We start from the raw sequence: 17,220 nt of genomic DNA, 5'->3' as shown, positions 1-17,220 counted from the left end.
AATTTATCCCGAAAAATGTTATTATTTCTTCCCGTTAATGGTTCTTTATTACTTCAATTAAAGCTTGGTACATTTTTTTAGAAAGGCTCTTCATTGATAAATTATTTATTAAGTATGAATAACCTGAATTTCCAAATTTTTCCCTTTGTAATTTTGAAGTATTAAACATTTTAATAATATTTTTCGAAAGATTTTCCGGATCCTCAGCCAAGCAAGTAAATCCAGAACCTGCTTCAATTATTGGATTGTTTGGAGCAGAGGAAGCAAATACAATTGGTTTAGCTGAAAACATATATGAGGTGAGCTTATTAAGATTAATCCCATGCCTATATGATTTAGAATTTGTAATTGCAGCTATAGCAAAATCGTATTGAGCAATTAAACTAATTGTTTCTTGCCTTTTAACTGCAGGGAAAAGTCTAATAAATTTGTATTTATCAGAAAGAAATTTTTTCAATTCATCATATTTCAAACCCTCTCCATATAAATCAAATATAAATTGATACCCTTTTTCTTCAAGAATAATAGCAGCTTTAATCATTGTCTTAATATCATGATCAGCTCCAAATCCACCTACATAACAGAAACTTGATAATCCTGAGGGAAAACTAACTGCAATGTTATTAATTGAATGCTCATGAGATTCAAAATCCACCCCATTAGGTAAATAATAAAAAGAAAATTTAGAAATATAATTATCAACATATCTTTTTGCATAAGGCAATGTACTAAAAACTGAATCTAGGTTATTAAGAATAAATAACTCCATTCTTTTCATGATTGCAAAAATAAAAGTATTTTTTTTAATCAACCCAATTTCAACTAAGGCATCTGGCCAAATATCTCTTAATTCAAAACAAAAAGGTACTTTCAATATCTTTGAAATCAATATTCCTGAAAATGAAGTAAAAGTTGGAACAGAAGGACCAATAATTACATCAAATTTTTCTCTTTTAAGAAAAGAATAAATTCCATAAAGTAATACTAATGCAGCATTAATGAGCATATTTAAAAGTCTTCCTTTTTTACCTTTATAAGAAGGTGTTTTGAGTCTTATATATTTCCCTTTATATTTATGATTGTATTTATCTTCTGTCCATAACTTCCAAAATGAAACTTTTACTGTACTAAATTTATAATGATCGTAAGAATTTGATAAATAAGTAACTTCGGCTCCTAACTTAGATAATCCTTCCACATAATTATATGATCTAGATGATTGCCCTTCCGGCTGATCATAACAACCTAAGTAAAGGACTTTCATAAATATATTTTGAAATTTATATTCTAAAATTATATTTTGTTTTGATTAAAATTATTTAAATTAGTATAAATTTTAATTAATTAGTAAATATAAGCAAAAATTTAATTACAAGAGATGATAAAGTTTTAAACTAATAGAAAATTAATATTTTTACAAATATGGGATGTCTCCATGTACTGCATTTAAGTAATACTAATATAAAAAGAGATAACAGGATAATCAAGGAAATAAATGCTTTATCAAAAAATAAGAATATAAAATGTCATGCGATTGGCATATCTAATTTACTAAGAGATAAAAATGCTCCTAAGAAAAGTATTTCTACTATAAAAGCTTCAATTAAAATAATTAAGATAAGTTCTTATGATTACATAAAAATTAGAATATTTAAGAAATTAATATTAATTTTAGATATAAATAAAAGATTATTATTAAATGGTTTAAATATAAAAGCTCAAATAGTTCATTGTCATGACATTATGTCTTTACCTGCAGCATTAATAATAAAATTATTTATGGGCTCAAAATTAATTTACGATGCTCATGAATTAGAATCTCATACTTCAGGACAGGATAAAATAACATCCTTTTTGATTAAAACTTTTGAGAGATTTACTTGGAATTATATTGATGAATTTATAACTGTATCTGAGTCTATCAATGAATGGTATCAGAGAAATTTCGGTCCAAAAAATTCAACATTAATTCTTAATTCCCCTGAGATAAAAAATAATTTTGAAGATTCAAAAAGTGATAATTACTTCCATAAATTTTTTTCAATCCCAAACAAAGATAAGATATTTATTTATGTGGGAGAACTAATAAATGGTAGAGGTATTGGAACTTTAATAGATACATTTAAAAAAATTGAAGATAAATCTAAGCATATTATTTTTATTGGATATGGCGAGTTAGAACATTATTTAAAAAACGAATCAGTTAAAAATAATAATATTCATTTACATGAAGTGATAAGTATAGATCAATTAATAAAAGTTATTAGGAGCGCAGATGTAGGGATATGTTTAATAGATTCAAAATCTTTGAGTGATTACTATTCTTTACCAAATAAATTATTTGAATATGCATTTTCAGGTTTAAAAATAATTTCTACAAATTTACCTGAGATCAAAAAGGTCATAAAAGAATTTCAACTAGGGATTATTTGTGAAGCAAATTCTTCCTCCCTAGAAAAAGCTATCTATAAAATTGAATCTTTTAAGAAATCTGAAAAGTCTAACCTTTATAAAATTAGCTGGGAATATCAAGCAGAAAAACTAAATTATTTATACTCAAATTTACAAAAACTTATTGTTAATTAAACATTAAAAAATAAATTTTAAAAACAGTTAAAGAATAATTTAAAGATCTTATACTTATCTAAAAAAACAAATATATATGTAATAGTAATGTAAACCAACCATGTGAAGGGGAAAACTCCTATAACAGATGAACTAATATAAAATGAAAGTATGCTTAAAACGGAAAAGAAAACAGAAACTAATATATAGTAATAATATTTTTCTAAATAAAAAATTTTAAATTTAAGCAACTTTGTTATTAAAATATTAAAAATAACATTAAAATAAAAAATTAATGTACCTAATAAAACCCCAAAAAATCCAATATTTAAAAACAATCCGCTAGTGTTAATCCAAGTGCTAGATTCTTCAAAGTAAAAATATGAATTATAATATTTTCCTGCAATTGAAAATGCATGTTCCGTTAAGTTAAATAAATAAGATGCACCAGGGAATCCTCCTATAAATCCTGTAATTGGAATTTCTAATTTTTCTATAGCAAAAATATTAAAAACACCTGTTAAAAACTTTGCACCAAATATTCTGCCTATACTTGAAGTATAAATCTTATAAAAAGCCTCTATTCCAAAATTATCTGTTTCCCAGGCTATAAGGACAAAAACTAATAAGAAAAAGAAAAAACCCGAAAAAAACATTAAAAGAAATAAATTTAAAAAATTAATATTTAATTTAAATTCAGTAGTAAATTTCTTTATTAAAGAATATATTTTAATCCTAAGGTCATATGTATTTGTAAAATAGAAAAAAATAAGAGATACCAAGAAAGGAGTTATAAATCCTGCTTTGCTGCCGTTTATATTTGTTATTAGGATTAAAATAACTATCTTTAGAAAAGTGAATAATTTATCAATATATTTTTTTTTAAAAGTAAAAATTACTATTAAAAAAGGTAATAATATGTACTTTAGGTTACTGCCAAAAAGATAAAATTTTAATTGAAATGAGCTTTCAGCCAATTTGAGGGAAGACTCTCTAAAAAAATAATAATTATTAGGATCAATAAAAAAATTATATAATCCTGTATTAACGAAGCCTATTTCCAGCCAATAAGGAAAGCAAAAAATAGTAATTAAAAAAAAGTTAAAATTTGAAAACCTTTTAATTAAATCTTTAGGAAATAAATATAAATTCAAATCTGGTAACAAAAATTTTTTAAATTGTTTAATAAATATTGAGCAAAATAAAATTAAAAAAACATACAAAGAAAAGCCTATGTAAGCTTTTAATATGGCCCAATCAGGAAAACTAGAAATATTAGATTCAAATGATGCATTTTCATTAAATGAAAATGTAATTAATCCAAAGCCAACAAAGAAAACAAAAGGTAAGTTAATTGAATAGATTAAGTTATTTAATATAGAAGGTTTAAGTATTATCAAAATCCAATAAATACTAAATACTATTATGGATAAAGTTAATGCAATAATCATCTAATAATTTAAGTGCATAATTAATTAAGAATTGTTCAACTTAAAAAGATTTTTTTAATTGAATCCAACCAATTATCTTTTCCTCATAGAGATATAAATATTGATTTATTAAAAAAATATCCTTTTTGGTAACTGATCCTGGTTGAATTAATAAAATTATATTTTTACACTTATCAACCTTTAATTCTTCATCAAATCTCAAACTAATTAATTTACTATCTAAATATGAAGAATAATTCTTGTCTAACAGAAAATCTAAATTAAAATTTTTAGACATTAAAATCAAGCCATTAAATTCATCACTATATTTCTTATAACTATCATCTTTTATGTTAGTAAAAAGTTTATTTATAGTCATAATTGTAATTTTTTTATTTTTTAAAATTAAAGTATCTATAAAATCACATTTTATAAGTTGTTTTAAATCATCTATCTCGAAAATGTATCCATCCATATTTTCCTTAATATAAACAATAATAGTCGATGCAAGCAAAGCAATTATTAGGCTTATTATTAAAGACTTTATGAAAATTGGCGAAAGCTTTTCTGAAATATAAGGATATGACATTATCTCAAAAGTGGGGGAATTTATTTTAAAATCTGCTAATAATTTTGCCTTTAAAATTTGTTCATCAAAATATTCGAGAGTTTTTTTATTCCTTTCTAAAACATCATTAATTATTGAAATCTCGGATAATTTATTATTTGTTTTAGATGAATACTCATTCAAATTTTTTTGATATTCTTTTTCAAATTCTTTTTTCTCTTCTATTAGGAAATTTAATAGTTTCTTAGATATGATTTTATTTGAGTCTGCATAATCCTTATATGCTTGAGAAATTAAATCCAAGTTTTTTAAAATAATTTCTTTATTCTCACCTTTAAAACTTATACTTAAGACATCTGATTGACCAATATAATCTAAATTAATTTTGTTTATCCAATTATTAAAAATAGGGGTTTCCATACCCTTTTTTTTATATATTTGCTTGGAACTTTCAAAAACAGGATAAAGTAAATCTTTAGAAGTTAATATTTTTTTAAAGGTAGGCTTATTTATATTTTTATAGGAATTTAATTTTAATATTTGACCTTGATCTCCAAAAAATAAAATCTCACCGAAATTATTCTTTTCAACTATACGGAATGTTAAATTTCCTTTATAAATTGGTTTTTGATATTTATAAGTGCCAATTGAAAATATTGTAGATAAGATAATTAGCAAAAAAAATATTTTTTTCCCTCTCTTTAATGCATTGAAAATACTAACCAAATTTATTGATTTATCAAAATACTCATTATTACTATTAAAGTTATATTCATTTTGATTCATAATCTAATTAAATAACAAAAAAATCTTAAATAACCTGAGAGTTTAAAACTCTAAATTATATTAATATAACATTAAGAAAACTAAATTTTCGAAAAGGATTTTTATTTAAAAATAGACTTTGTAGATTTAAATAAACTTAAAATTTTTGAATTTGTTCTTTTTACAAAGTGATATGGCACTTGATATGCTCCAAAACCTCTGAAAAAACTTTCTATTGAGGGATTCATTGAACCTTCAAAATCAAAAATATCTGTAAATTGTGAAACATATTTTATACCTTCCCAAATAGTAAGACTAGTAGCACCACTATTTCGTAAATTTTGATCACCTGCTCCTAACAAATAATATGAACAATATTTATTCCAGATCAAAAAAATACCGGCATGTGTCTCTCCATCTAATCCTTTAGCTAGAAATAAAGCTCCAGAATTATTTTTTATTGAAGCATAATATATTCTTTTTATTAATTCATTACTATAGGGGTTTTTCAAACCTTTATTTAAAAATGTTTTAGAATTTAGTTCAATAAAATTTTCAATGTCATCAGAAATTTCTATATTAACTCCAATTTTTTTGGCTTTACGAATATCAGTTCTGATTTTTGTTTGTAGACCTTTCCATAAATTTTCCTGATTTCTGATATTTGATAACCTATATGTATATAGTGTTGTCTGAGAAAAACCTCTCCAATAAAATGGGAGCCAATTAGTTAATTCAACCGAGAATGCTTGCTCAAAGTGATCAAAATAAGGTAATTTATCAATTAATTCGTTTACTAAATACTTTTCTCTAGACAACTTTTGAGCATATTTAACATTATTTGGATGGTCTATATAAGGTCCCAATGATTGAGTCATTGGTGGCATACATAAATATTTAAATCCAATTTTTTTTTTAAGATACCAAGGGAAAGAAGCAACTAATTTACCATTTTCGAAAATATCTTCCCTACCCCATTCACCATTAATCGAAACTGCATCAAGCCACCATTCCTCTGAGAAAACATTAAACTTCAAAATATTTTGTTTATTATTTAAATCTCAGAATAACATTCCAATCTACTTATTTTAGAAGCATTAAGGGGAATCAGGAATTTTTTTTATAATCTACTAATTTATTAAATAAATCTTTATCAATTAATATTTTTTTATTTGTTCTAAATTTCTTTTTAAATTTTTTAATTTTTTTAATCTTACAATTATTTTCCTTAAAGAAAGCTTCCAATTTTTCAATTACCTCGAATGGTCTATCACATAAATCTTCATATGAAACAGAAAAAATTTTTCTTTTTGAAATTTTTGAATTTTTAAAATCCATTTTTATAGTTTTATTTATTTCTCTAACCTGTTCAATTACTTGCTCATGTGGTTTGAGTTTCTTTAAATCATTTATATTTCTAGGCTCTAAAGAAAACCATTCATCGTAATTATGAAAAGTATCAATCCTGCACTTTAATAATGAGTGCGCATTTTGCAGCTCATCTCTCGTAATAAAAATAAATAAACTTTCTGGCAAAGTATCACATATCGGTAATAATCGAAATGATGAATAAAGATTTTTAAATAAAAATGGTTTCTTAACAACATTTATCATCGATGTGATAGAAATTCTAAAATTACTCATAGATCTTTTATCTAAGTCTAGTAAAGAAGTATATGTTGGATAAATTTTAAAAAATCGATACCACCATTTGAAATTTTCTGATACCCCAAAAAGATTTTTTGTAGTCCCATGAAAAGAACTAAATTTATTTTTTGATTTTTTAAGATATTTTCTGCAGTTAAAGAAATAATCAATTAATGCAGGGAATCCAAATAATAAATTATGCAAATTTGTAAAGTATCCAACATCAAAAGATTGAATTATCAATTGCATTAAAAGCGTAGATCCCGATCGCGGTGCTCCAACAATAAAAATAGGACTATATTTTAATTCTTTATTAAAAGAAAATAATCTTTCAATTCTCGATAATAAAAGATTATTAATCCAAAAAATAATTTTCGAAAAATATAAATTTAAATTAAGAAATTTTTTAAGTAAATTTTTTTGAGATTTAATCATTTATATAATATCTTCTTTAAAAAAACTCATAAATTTTTTTTTATTTATTGCAAAATATATTATTAATATATAAAAACTTTGACCTATAAAAAATGAAGTTGAGTATATAGATAATGATTGAATAAAAGATAAATCAAAGAATTTCAAACCAATTAAAAGAGGAGTTAACCTTGTAAAGAGTTGCAAAATCTGAGAAAATAAACCAAAATTATTTTTTTTAATAGAAATAAATGTTGTACTCAAAGGAGTAACTACGAATGTAGAAATAAAAATTGGAATCATGATAGGTAATATTTTTTTAATCTCAGACCATTCATCTCCAAAGACAAGAGGCATCAGAGGAGAAATTACAAAAATTAAAATTGTTGAAATAATCAATCCATATATAAATAATCTAAGAACTATTCTTGTAATAAAATCAAACAAATTACCTTCTCTAAATTTTATTGGAGCTTTACTTTGAAAAACTTTTCCCACAGGATCACTTATTAAGTTAAGAGGTAGTTGTAATAGTTTTTCAGATAGAATTAATAAACCAAAAGTTTTAGGGCCAAAATAAGATGCAAAAATTAAATTTGGCAACTGTTTGCTTAAAGAATTAATTAGGCATGCAGGAGTAGTGAAAAGTGCAAAATTCTTATATTTGAGAAAAGTCGTTGTTAATTTATTAAGACTTATTTTTCCATAATTCATAAAATCATTACTTGATTTTATTATCATTCTTAGAAGTCCTAAAACCTGGCTAATCAAATATCCAAGAATAAAACCTAAAGCTCCAAATTGATAGAATAACAAATTTACAGTAACTGCTATTAATCTTTGTTGAACAATTATCTTTGAGATGAATCCAAATTGTTGTTTTTTTATGAGCAAAGCCTGAAATGCTTCATGAATGCCCAAAATAAAAATAGCAACGGGCAAATATAACATAAACGGTTTAACTATAGAAATTCCTGAATCAGTGAATAAATTTTCTTTAAAAATAAGACCTATTATGAAATAAATTACGCAACTTATTAATGATAAGATAATCACTAAAAAAACTAAATTTAATGATTCTGACTTCTTTTTAGGAACGACAACAGCTAATTCGAGACTTAAGGTACTAAATATTGAGAGGACAGATATTAGAGAGATGAAAACCCCTAAAATACCAAAATTTTCCGGACCATATAACCTTGTTACTATAGGCAATGTAGTTATTGCTATTAGCTGACTTGTCGCAGCTCCTGAAGAAAGTTTTAGTATATCTTTATATGAATTTGAAAGTAGACTATTGTAATAATCAAGTTTCTTTGGAACCTTTTTTAAAAAATATTCAATCATGCTTCAAAAAATAAGAATTAAAAATTAAATTAGATATGATTTTAAGAAAACCTATAGGCTTATCATTATAAATAATCATGAGAGAAAAAAACCATTAAAGCATTTGAATTTTTATACATCTTTTTATAAAGAACTTAAAAATCAGTGGAATGAAATTTGTTCCAATAAAGAATATATTAACTGTAACCAGATGATTGATTTAACTTTTACTTTTAAAAAAACAAATTTACCTATATATATCGATAATTGTCATTTTGCTCAAATTGGGAATTATATGATGGCAGAAAATATTTATGAGAATTTCAGATCAGATATATAATTAAAAGCCAATTCCTCATTAAAATTTTGAGAAATTCAAATTTTTACCTGATTGGCACAAGAAATTTCTTTTAAAAATTCTTCTTAATAAACTTAAGCCATGTGGATTTGAACAAATGCCCCACACTGCATGCTTCACAAAATTAAATCACAAAAAAAAGAGTAATTGTATTCTGAAATAATTGAGTAAAATTTTTATCCTTAAAATCTTTAGAAATCTTATGGAGCCAAGCGGACTCGAATCGCTGCCCCCCTGCATGCCCTGTAGGTACTCAAGTAAGCTATAACTAGTTTTTGCAACTGTTTTAGCTAAGTTGGTCGCAGGGCTAACAATATTAAGAATTCCTAAAAAGCAACTACTTTTTCTTTTGATTAATTGATTTTAATCTCACCTATTTCATTAGTGTCATCATTTCTTTATATTTTTAATTTATTAATATTCCCAAAAATCAATTTTTCTTATAAATTTAAATATACCCATATTAATTAATTTTTTAATAATATTTATATGATCAAATTATTATTAAACACCATAAATTTATTATCTAAAAGCTAGAGATGAAGAAATTTTTAGTGACTGGTGGCGCTGGTTTTATTGGAAGTCATATGTGTCTAACATTATTAGAAAAAAAATTCAAAATAGTAGTAATCGATTCCTTTATAAATAGCAATCCAAAATCCCTAGAAAGAGTATTAAAAATATGCGAATCAAATGGATTAAATATCAAAGATAATCTTAAAGTAATTAAAGGGGATTTAAATAATAAAAATTTAATAGAAGAAATTTTTTTATCTGAAAAAAATATTAATGAGCCCATTGAAGGAGTAATACATTTTGCAGGTTTGAAGGCTGTTAATGAATCAGTTAGTGATCCATGCCTTTATTGGCAAAGCAACTTATTAAATCTTATAAATTTGTTGGAAGTAATGAAAAAATTTAACTGCAAAACCATAGTTTTCAGTAGTAGTGCAACAATTTATGGTAAATCAAATAAAAATTTAAAAGAAAATGACCCTCTCAATCCAATTAATCCATATGGCAATACCAAACTTGCAATGGAAATTCTATTAAAGGATATTTATAATACTGCTCCAAATGATTGGAGAATAGCAAATCTAAGATACTTTAACCCTATTGGATCACATTCATCTGGCTTAATTGGAGAATCTCCTTCTGGAAATACTAATAATATTTTTCCTTTAATCCTAAAAGTAGCTCATGGACAATTATCTTGCTTAGAAGTTTTTGGGAAAGACTGGAATACAAAAGATGGTACTCCGATAAGAGACTATATCCATGTAATGGATCTTGTTGATGCACATCTTTGTACGATGATTTATTTATTTAAAAACAAAGGGCAAATAATTAATATAAATTTAGGGACTGGGAAAGGAGTAACAGTATTAGATTTGATTAATTCATTCCAAAAAGTTAATAAAGTAAAAATCCCATATGTATTTTCAAAACGACGGAAAGGCGATGTTGAAAAGCTTGTGGCTAGTAATGAACTTGCTTTAAAAATATTAAATTGGTCTCCCAAAAAGGGGATCGATGAGATGTGCCATGATGGATGGAAATGGAAAAAAAATAATCCAAATGGCTATATCTAAAAATAAATAAATGAAAAATTTAGAACAAAAAACTATTCAATTTTTAGATGAAATAAATAAAAACACATTAAAATTTTTAAAATCAGGAAATATGCTTCCTAACCTTATTAGGAATTTTTTAATTGATAAAATCGCAAGTGACATATATTTAGAAAAAGATATATACGAAAGGGAAATTAAAAATTTTTATTCAAAAAATAATATTTTGAATAAGAAAGATTTAGATAATATTTTAAAAATCAAAGGTAACACAGAAGAGGAACTTCACTATCAAATAACTTTACCTTTAAAAATTTTAGAATTTGCGAAACAACAATTTCAGGCTGAAATAGAGTCTTATTTTTTAGAGAGAAAAGATTTTCTAGATGAATATACTTTTAATATAATTAGACTTAAAAATAAAGATTTAGCATATGAATTATATTTTAGGATAGATTCTGAAGAGTCAGATTTTTTAAAATTATCAGAAACTTATTCATATTACAGTAGTTTATATCCAAAAGGATTATTTGGACCTAAAAATCTTCAGGGGATGAATACTTTAATAGTTAATAAGTTAATACATGCTTCCCCAAATGACCTAATTCAACCTTTTCAAGTTGATGAATGGTGGATAATATTGAAATTAATAAACAAAAAAAAAGCAAAACTTGATAAACCAACTAGAAATATGCTTTTAATAGAAATTTTTAATAAATATATAAATAATTTGGTAAAAAATTTTACTGATGATTATTTGAAAAATGGGAATCAATGATAGATAAAATCACAAAGCAAATTAAAAATAACGAAAAATTATTAGACATATTTAAGTCTTTTGGTAAAGAGATTAAATTTGCAACTGGTGAAATAATATCATCTGAAAAATTTCTCGCTGATAAAGTTTTTTTAATTAAAAATGGTAATGCAAGATTAATAACCGAAATTAATGGGAAATTAATATCAGTTTTAAAGTTATCAAAGGGTAATACTATTGGCATTGCTTCATTACTTGGAGGGAAATCTATAGAACAGGTAAGGGCTTCTGAAGAACTTATAGTTTATAGTATTGATGATAAAAAGTTTCTTGAATTATATAAAGAAAATTTAAGTATAAAAAATTTTTGCGATAATTATATTTGGGAAGCAGAAATATTATCTATTTTAAAAAAATTCCCAAAACTTAACAAAAAAAGTTTTTTTTTATATACAAATTTATTTGATTCACTTTATAAAGAGATTAATTTAATAACTCCTGATGAATTTCAAATTAATGATTGCCTAAGAAATAACAAAAGATTATTTTCTAATTATTTTTCTGATGATTATGAAATATGGTCTGAAATACAATCTTTTGCTCAAGTAGAAAAATTATTGCAAAAAAATTCAAATTTCCCATTAAGATTATTTTCTGTTTCTAGAGAAATAGAAAAAATAAAACTTGAGAAAGTCAACCAAATAAGTAAAGACAAAAAGAAACGATTTGATAAAAATGTTCAACTTTTAAATACCTCAATACCTTTAAAAAATAATGTTCACAATGCTGAAGTAGGAAAAGAAATTTATGTACCTGTAAAGGGACATTTAGAAGGAACCTTGGCTTGTTTTGAAATTATTGCAAAAATAATGCATTTTCCATTTAAAAAAGAATCGGTAAAAAATAGCTTAAATGAGTATTTAGTTAATCATAAATTTATATCTTTAAGAGTTTGTGGAGAGATAGCTTCATATCATGGATTACAAATTAATATTTCCAATATTAATTCAGAAATGGCAAATAGAATAACAACACCAGCATTGATTAAATGGGAAGATGACTTTGCAGTTGTTTCTGGAATTAATAGAGAAGGGCTAGAAATTATTAATCCTTTAGAAGGATATAAAAATATTAATTTTGAAAATTTAGATAATTTATTCCCAAATGGGATTGAGATTTTAAATCTGGAAAAAACAAATTTGACTCAAATAAAGGTATTTGGATTGAATTGGTTCTACCCATTTTTTAAAAAGTATAAAGGAGTATTTTTACAAATATTAATTGCAGGTTTTGTAATTCAATTATTAGCACTTGCAAATCCACTTTTAATACAAATAATTATCGATAAAGTGATTTCTCAAAGGAGTCTTGATACCCTTCAAGTATTAGGAATTGCTTTATTAATTGTTACTATTTTTGAGGGGATTTTAAGTGGATTAAAAAGTTTTCTTTTATCGGATACTTCTAACAGAATAGATAAAAGAATATCTAGCGAAATCATTGACCACCTTTTAGGTTTACCTTTAAATTACTTTCAGCAGAGGCGTACCGGGGAATTATCTTCAAGGATAAGTGAACTTGAAAAGATTAGAAATTTTTTAACTAGCCAAGCTCTTACAACATTATTAGAAGGCGCTTTTTCAATTATTTATTTGGCAGTAATGATTGCATATAGCATTAAGCTAACTTTAATATCATTAATAGTATTACCATTTCAGATATTACTTGCTTTTATTTGCGGACCTTTATTTAAAAAACAATTTAGAAGCGTTGCCGAAACAAATGCTAAATCCCAAAGTCATCTTATAGAAATTTTAAATGGAATTGAAACGGTAAAATCTCAAAACTATGAGATTAAAAGTAAATTGAAATGGCAAAAATTATATGAAAGATTCATTAATAAAAGTTTTGAGAAAACATTAACTGGAACAATATTTATGCAATCAAGTCAAGTTCTCCAAAAAATTTCACAGATATTAGTTTTATGGTTTGGTGCAAGCATGGTACTTCAGGGTTATTTATCATTAGGACAACTTATTGCATTCAGAATTATTTCTGGTTACGTTACTCAACCTCTTCTTAGGCTATCCAATATTTGGCAAGAAATACAGGAACTTAAAATTAGTTTTGAAAGATTAGCAGATATCGTTAATACAAAAAAGGAAATTAATGAAGTAGAAAAAAGTAAAATTATGATGCCAAAAATTAATGGATTTATAGATTTTGAAAATGTTCATTTTAAATTTGATAATAAACAAAATTATCTTTTACGCGGATTAAATCTTTCCATTAAACCAAATAACTTTGTGGCAATTGTTGGTCAAAGTGGAAGTGGAAAAAGTACAATTATGAAGCTTATTTATAGGCTTTATTCACCTAATGAAGGGAAGATTTCAATAGATGGATTCGATATATCAAAAGTTGAACTAAAGTCTTTAAGAAATCAAATTGGTATTGTTCCACAAGACCCTTTATTATTTAATGGAACAATTCGAGATAATATTGCTTTAAAAGATTATGAAACAACCGAAAAGGATATAATTCAAGCTTCGAAATTGGCGTGTGCTCATGATTTTATTATGGAACTTCCAGATGGTTATAGTACTTTAATAAGTGAAAAAGGTAGTACATTAAGCGGAGGTCAAAAACAGAGAATTACTATTGCAAGAACTTTATTAAAAAATCCAAGAATTATTATTTTAGATGAAGCAACAAGTGCACTTGATTACTCCACCGAAAAAAGAGTATATGAGAATTTATTAAATTATCAAAAAAGTGGTTCGATATTTTTCATTACGCATAGATTGTCCCTTATTAAAGAAGCAAATTTAATAGTAGTTTTTCATGAAGGTAGAATTGATGAATTAGGCACTCATCAAGCGCTAATTGAGAATAAAGGCAGATACTTTGCCCTTTTACAGGAAACTAGGGAGTTATAAATTGGAGAAACTAAAAAGGATTAATTCTTTCGTTAAAAAGATACAGATTAAATTAAAAGATAAAGTTTCTAAACTTGAAATAAATAATATAAATTTGAAACAAAGTAATTTTTTTATAAGAACTTTGACTTGGGGTTTATTATCAGTAAGTGGTTTAACTATTAGTTGGTTGGCATTCGCTTACACAGAAGAAATCGTAATAGTAAAAGGCAAGCTTGAGCCAATTGGAGATGTGAAAATTATCAATATTCCTTCAGGTGGCGTAGTTAAAGATATTTTAGTAAGTGATGGCGAGGAAGTATCTAAAGGTCAAATTTTATTGGTTCTTGATGATGAAATATTAAAAGAAAATGTTAACTCTTTAAAAAATCAACTAAATCAAGTAAAGGTTGAATTGGAATTGAAAAAAGAGGAAAAAATTAAATTAAATGAATTGTATAGAAGTAAATTAAAATTCTTGAATAATGAGTTTGAACTTCAAGATGAAATTAAAAATAAATTCAAAGAATTATTTGATGAAGGAGCGCTTTCGGAAATAGCTTATCTTAAAAAAATAAGCGATATAAATTCCTTAGAAGGTGAGATAGTTGAAAATGAGATTAATTTAAAAAGGCAATCATTAATACTTTCTCAACAAATAAAGCAAATTGAATCTGAAGTATCTGAATTAGAAGCTAAAGGATTAGAAGCTGAAGTCCTATTAGGATATAAATCCATCAAGTCTCCTGTAAATGGTATGGTTTTTGATATGAGACCAAGAAATATCGGCTTTGTTGCTCAATCAAACTTTTCTATTATGAAAATTGTTCCCTTTAACAAATTAGAGGCAGATGTAAAAATACCAAGTAGCAAAATTGGTTTTATTAAAATTGGAATGCCAGTGGATATAAGTATTGATTCTTTTCCTGCTAATGACTTTGCTCCTTTAGAAGGTATTGTTGATTCAATTGGTTCAGATGTGCTTGATTTAAATGAAAAAAATAATCAAGAATATTTTTTCCCTGGAAGTATAAAATTAAATTCTCAATCTTTAATTTTAAACAATGGAAATGAATTGCCTCTGCAAGTTGGAATGTCTCTCAAAGCAAATATAAAGTTAAGAAAAGTTAGCTACTTAAAACTCCTTCTTGGAAGTTTTAGAGATAAAGCTGAGTCAATAAAAAGCATTTAAGCTTATTCGAGTTTATAGAGATTTTGAAAAAAAAATACAAAATAATTATTTATATGGCCCTTATAATTTGTTTTAATATATTTAAAGAAAATTATATGAAAAGTATTTTTTTATTTAATTGGCAAAACTATAGAAAATTATTTTAATTTATCCATTAAAACTTATTTATAGTAAGCAATAACTTTACTTATTAAAAGGTTATTGTCTTTATTACACTAAGAAAAAAAATTTAGTCTTATACTTAATGTCAAATCTGCTATTAGTATTTAGAAACTATTAATTTTGGGCACACTAATTGGCAACGATAATAATAATAACCTTATCGGTGGAGATGGGGATGATAAGCTTTTTGGCAATGGCGGGGACGACACTCTTAATGCAGGAAATGGTGCAGATTATCTCAATGGAGGAGATGGACATGATGCCATGTCAGGTGGAGATGGGGATGATATTTATGCGGTTGACAGTACTAGCGACACCGTTACAGAAAATCCCTCACAAGGTACTGATTTAATTTATTCTTCTGTTAGCTTTACTGCCTCTGCAGATGTAGAAAATCTAACTCTCACCGATTCTAATAATATCGATGCCACTGGTAACATATCAAATAATATCTTAAGAGGTAATAGTGGAGAAAATACATTAACTGGTAAAGATGGGGATGATAAGCTTTTTGGCAATGGAGGGGACGACACTCTTGATGCAGGAAATGGGGCAGATTATCTCAATGGAGGAGATGGACATGATGCCATGTCAGGTGGAGATGGGGATGATATTTATGTGGTTGACAGTACTAGCGATACCGTTACAGAAAATTTCTCACAAGGTACTGACTTAATTCAATCTTCTGTTAGCTTTACTGCCTCTGCCGATGTAGAAAATCTAACTCTCACCGGTTCTAATAATATCGATGCCACTGGTAACATATCAAATAATATCTTAAGAGGTAATAGTGGAGAAAATACATTAACTGGCCAAGATGGGGATGATAAGCTTTTTGGCAATGGCGGGGACGACACTCTTGATGGCGGAAATGGGGCAGATTATCTCAATGGAGGAGATGGACATGATGCCATGTCAGGTGGAGATGGGGATGATATTTATGTGGTTGACAGTACTAGCGATACTGTTACAGAAAATTTCTCACAAGGTACTGATTTAATTCGTTCTTCTGTTAGCTTTACTGCCTCTGCCGATGTAGAAAATCTTAATCTCACCGGCTCTAATAATATCGATGCCACTGGTAATGTCCTAAACAATATCTTAAGAGGTAATAGTGGAGAAAATACATTAACTGGTCAAGATGGGGATGATAAGCTTTTTGGCAATGGAGGGGATGACACTCTTGATGCAGGAAATGGGGCAGATTATCTCAATGGAGGAGATGGACATGATGCCATGTCAGGTGGAGATGGGGATGATATTTATGTGGTTGACAGTACTAGCGATACCGTTACAGAAAATTTCTCACAAGGTACTGATTTAATTTATTCTTCTGTTAGCTTTACTGCCTCTGCCGATGTAGAAAATCTTAATCTCACCGGTTCTAATAATATCGATGCCACTGGTAATGTCCTAAACAATATCTTAAGAGGTAATAGTGGAGAAAATACATTAACTGGTCAAGATGGGGATGATAAGCTTTTTGGCAATGGCGGGGACGATACTCTTGATGGCGGAAATGGGGCAGATTATCTCAATGGCGGAGC

At 26.2% G+C, this 17,220-nt stretch carries 11 protein-coding genes; 6 read left to right on the top strand and 5 right to left on the bottom strand.

Translation table 11 applies throughout. From position 1 onward, the window contains the following. Window positions 1-34 precede the first annotated feature (34 nt). Window positions 35-1,264, bottom strand: a complete 1,230-nt coding sequence (locus EU91_RS02950) for a glycosyltransferase family 4 protein (RefSeq protein WP_032524717.1) — start codon at window positions 1,262-1,264, stop codon at window positions 35-37. 158 nt (window positions 1,265-1,422) lie between these two features. Between EU91_RS02950 and EU91_RS02955 the strand changes: the two genes are divergently transcribed. Further along, window positions 1,423-2,586: a glycosyltransferase gene (locus tag EU91_RS02955; protein WP_032524716.1), complete on the top strand. Its 1,164-nt coding sequence runs from the start codon at window positions 1,423-1,425 to the stop codon at window positions 2,584-2,586. A 1,470-nt stretch (window positions 2,587-4,056) separates the two neighbouring features. On the opposite strand, the gene EU91_RS02965 is transcribed toward EU91_RS02955, so the two are convergent. From EU91_RS02965 to EU91_RS02980, 4 genes are all read right to left on the bottom strand, one after another. After that, window positions 4,057-5,349 carry a Wzz/FepE/Etk N-terminal domain-containing protein gene (locus EU91_RS02965; protein ID WP_032524714.1) on the bottom strand — a complete coding sequence of 431 codons (1,293 nt, stop codon included), beginning with the start codon at window positions 5,347-5,349 and terminating at the stop codon, window positions 4,057-4,059. Between the two features lie 101 nt (window positions 5,350-5,450). After that, window positions 5,451-6,365: a GNAT family N-acetyltransferase gene (locus EU91_RS02970; RefSeq protein ID WP_032524713.1), complete on the bottom strand. Its 915-nt coding sequence runs from the start codon at window positions 6,363-6,365 to the stop codon at window positions 5,451-5,453. A 70-nt stretch (window positions 6,366-6,435) separates the two neighbouring features. Continuing rightward, on the bottom strand, window positions 6,436-7,410 hold the full coding sequence (locus EU91_RS02975; protein ID WP_032524712.1) for a sulfotransferase: 975 nt from the start codon (window positions 7,408-7,410) through the stop codon (window positions 6,436-6,438). Beyond that, window positions 7,411-8,736, bottom strand: coding sequence for a lipopolysaccharide biosynthesis protein (locus EU91_RS02980; RefSeq protein ID WP_032524711.1), 1,326 nt, complete (start codon window positions 8,734-8,736; stop codon window positions 7,411-7,413). 876 nt (window positions 8,737-9,612) lie between these two features. On the opposite strand from EU91_RS02980, the gene galE reads away from it, so the two are divergent. The 5 genes from galE to EU91_RS0108720 all read left to right on the top strand — a co-directional run. Next, window positions 9,613-10,665 (top strand): UDP-glucose 4-epimerase GalE, encoded by a 1,053-nt coding sequence (gene galE / locus EU91_RS02985; RefSeq protein ID WP_032524709.1) that lies wholly within the window; start codon window positions 9,613-9,615, stop codon window positions 10,663-10,665. A 10-nt stretch (window positions 10,666-10,675) separates the two neighbouring features. Continuing rightward, window positions 10,676-11,422 (top strand): peptidylprolyl isomerase, encoded by a 747-nt coding sequence (locus EU91_RS08960; RefSeq protein ID WP_052041291.1) that lies wholly within the window; start codon window positions 10,676-10,678, stop codon window positions 11,420-11,422. Next, window positions 11,419-14,340, top strand: coding sequence for an ABC transporter transmembrane domain-containing protein (locus EU91_RS02990; protein WP_052041289.1), 2,922 nt, complete (start codon window positions 11,419-11,421; stop codon window positions 14,338-14,340). The genes EU91_RS08960 and EU91_RS02990 overlap by 4 nt, the downstream gene beginning before the upstream one ends. 1 nt (window position 14,341) lies before the next feature. Beyond that, window positions 14,342-15,511 (top strand): HlyD family secretion protein, encoded by a 1,170-nt coding sequence (locus tag EU91_RS02995; protein WP_032524708.1) that lies wholly within the window; start codon window positions 14,342-14,344, stop codon window positions 15,509-15,511. A 282-nt stretch (window positions 15,512-15,793) separates the two neighbouring features. Beyond that, on the top strand, window positions 15,794-17,220 hold a 1,427-nt coding region (locus EU91_RS0108720), incomplete at its 3' end, for a calcium-binding protein (protein ID WP_052041287.1).

It is taken from the genome of Prochlorococcus marinus str. GP2 (assembly GCF_000759885.1).
Classification (GTDB): domain Bacteria; phylum Cyanobacteriota; class Cyanobacteriia; order PCC-6307; family Cyanobiaceae; genus Prochlorococcus_A; species Prochlorococcus_A marinus_J.
This window is presented reverse-complemented; position numbering and strand designations above follow the sequence as displayed.

Bases quoted from the DNA above. Each gene is read 5' to 3' on its own strand.
- EU91_RS08960 (WP_052041291.1), top strand. From the start codon at position 10,676: ATGAAAAATTTAGAACAAAAAACTATTCAATTTTTAGATGAAATAAAT.
- EU91_RS02990 (WP_052041289.1), top strand. From the start codon at position 11,419: ATGATAGATAAAATCACAAAGCAAATTAAAAATAACGAAAAATTATTA.
- EU91_RS02965 (WP_032524714.1), bottom strand. From the start codon at position 5,349: ATGAATCAAAATGAATATAACTTTAATAGTAATAATGAGTATTTTGAT.
- EU91_RS02980 (WP_032524711.1), bottom strand. From the start codon at position 8,736: ATGATTGAATATTTTTTAAAAAAGGTTCCAAAGAAACTTGATTATTAC.
- EU91_RS02975 (WP_032524712.1), bottom strand. From the start codon at position 7,410: ATGATTAAATCTCAAAAAAATTTACTTAAAAAATTTCTTAATTTAAAT.
- galE (WP_032524709.1), top strand. From the start codon at position 9,613: ATGAAGAAATTTTTAGTGACTGGTGGCGCTGGTTTTATTGGAAGTCAT.
- EU91_RS02955 (WP_032524716.1), top strand. From the start codon at position 1,423: ATGGGATGTCTCCATGTACTGCATTTAAGTAATACTAATATAAAAAGA.
- EU91_RS02950 (WP_032524717.1), bottom strand. From the start codon at position 1,264: ATGAAAGTCCTTTACTTAGGTTGTTATGATCAGCCGGAAGGGCAATCA.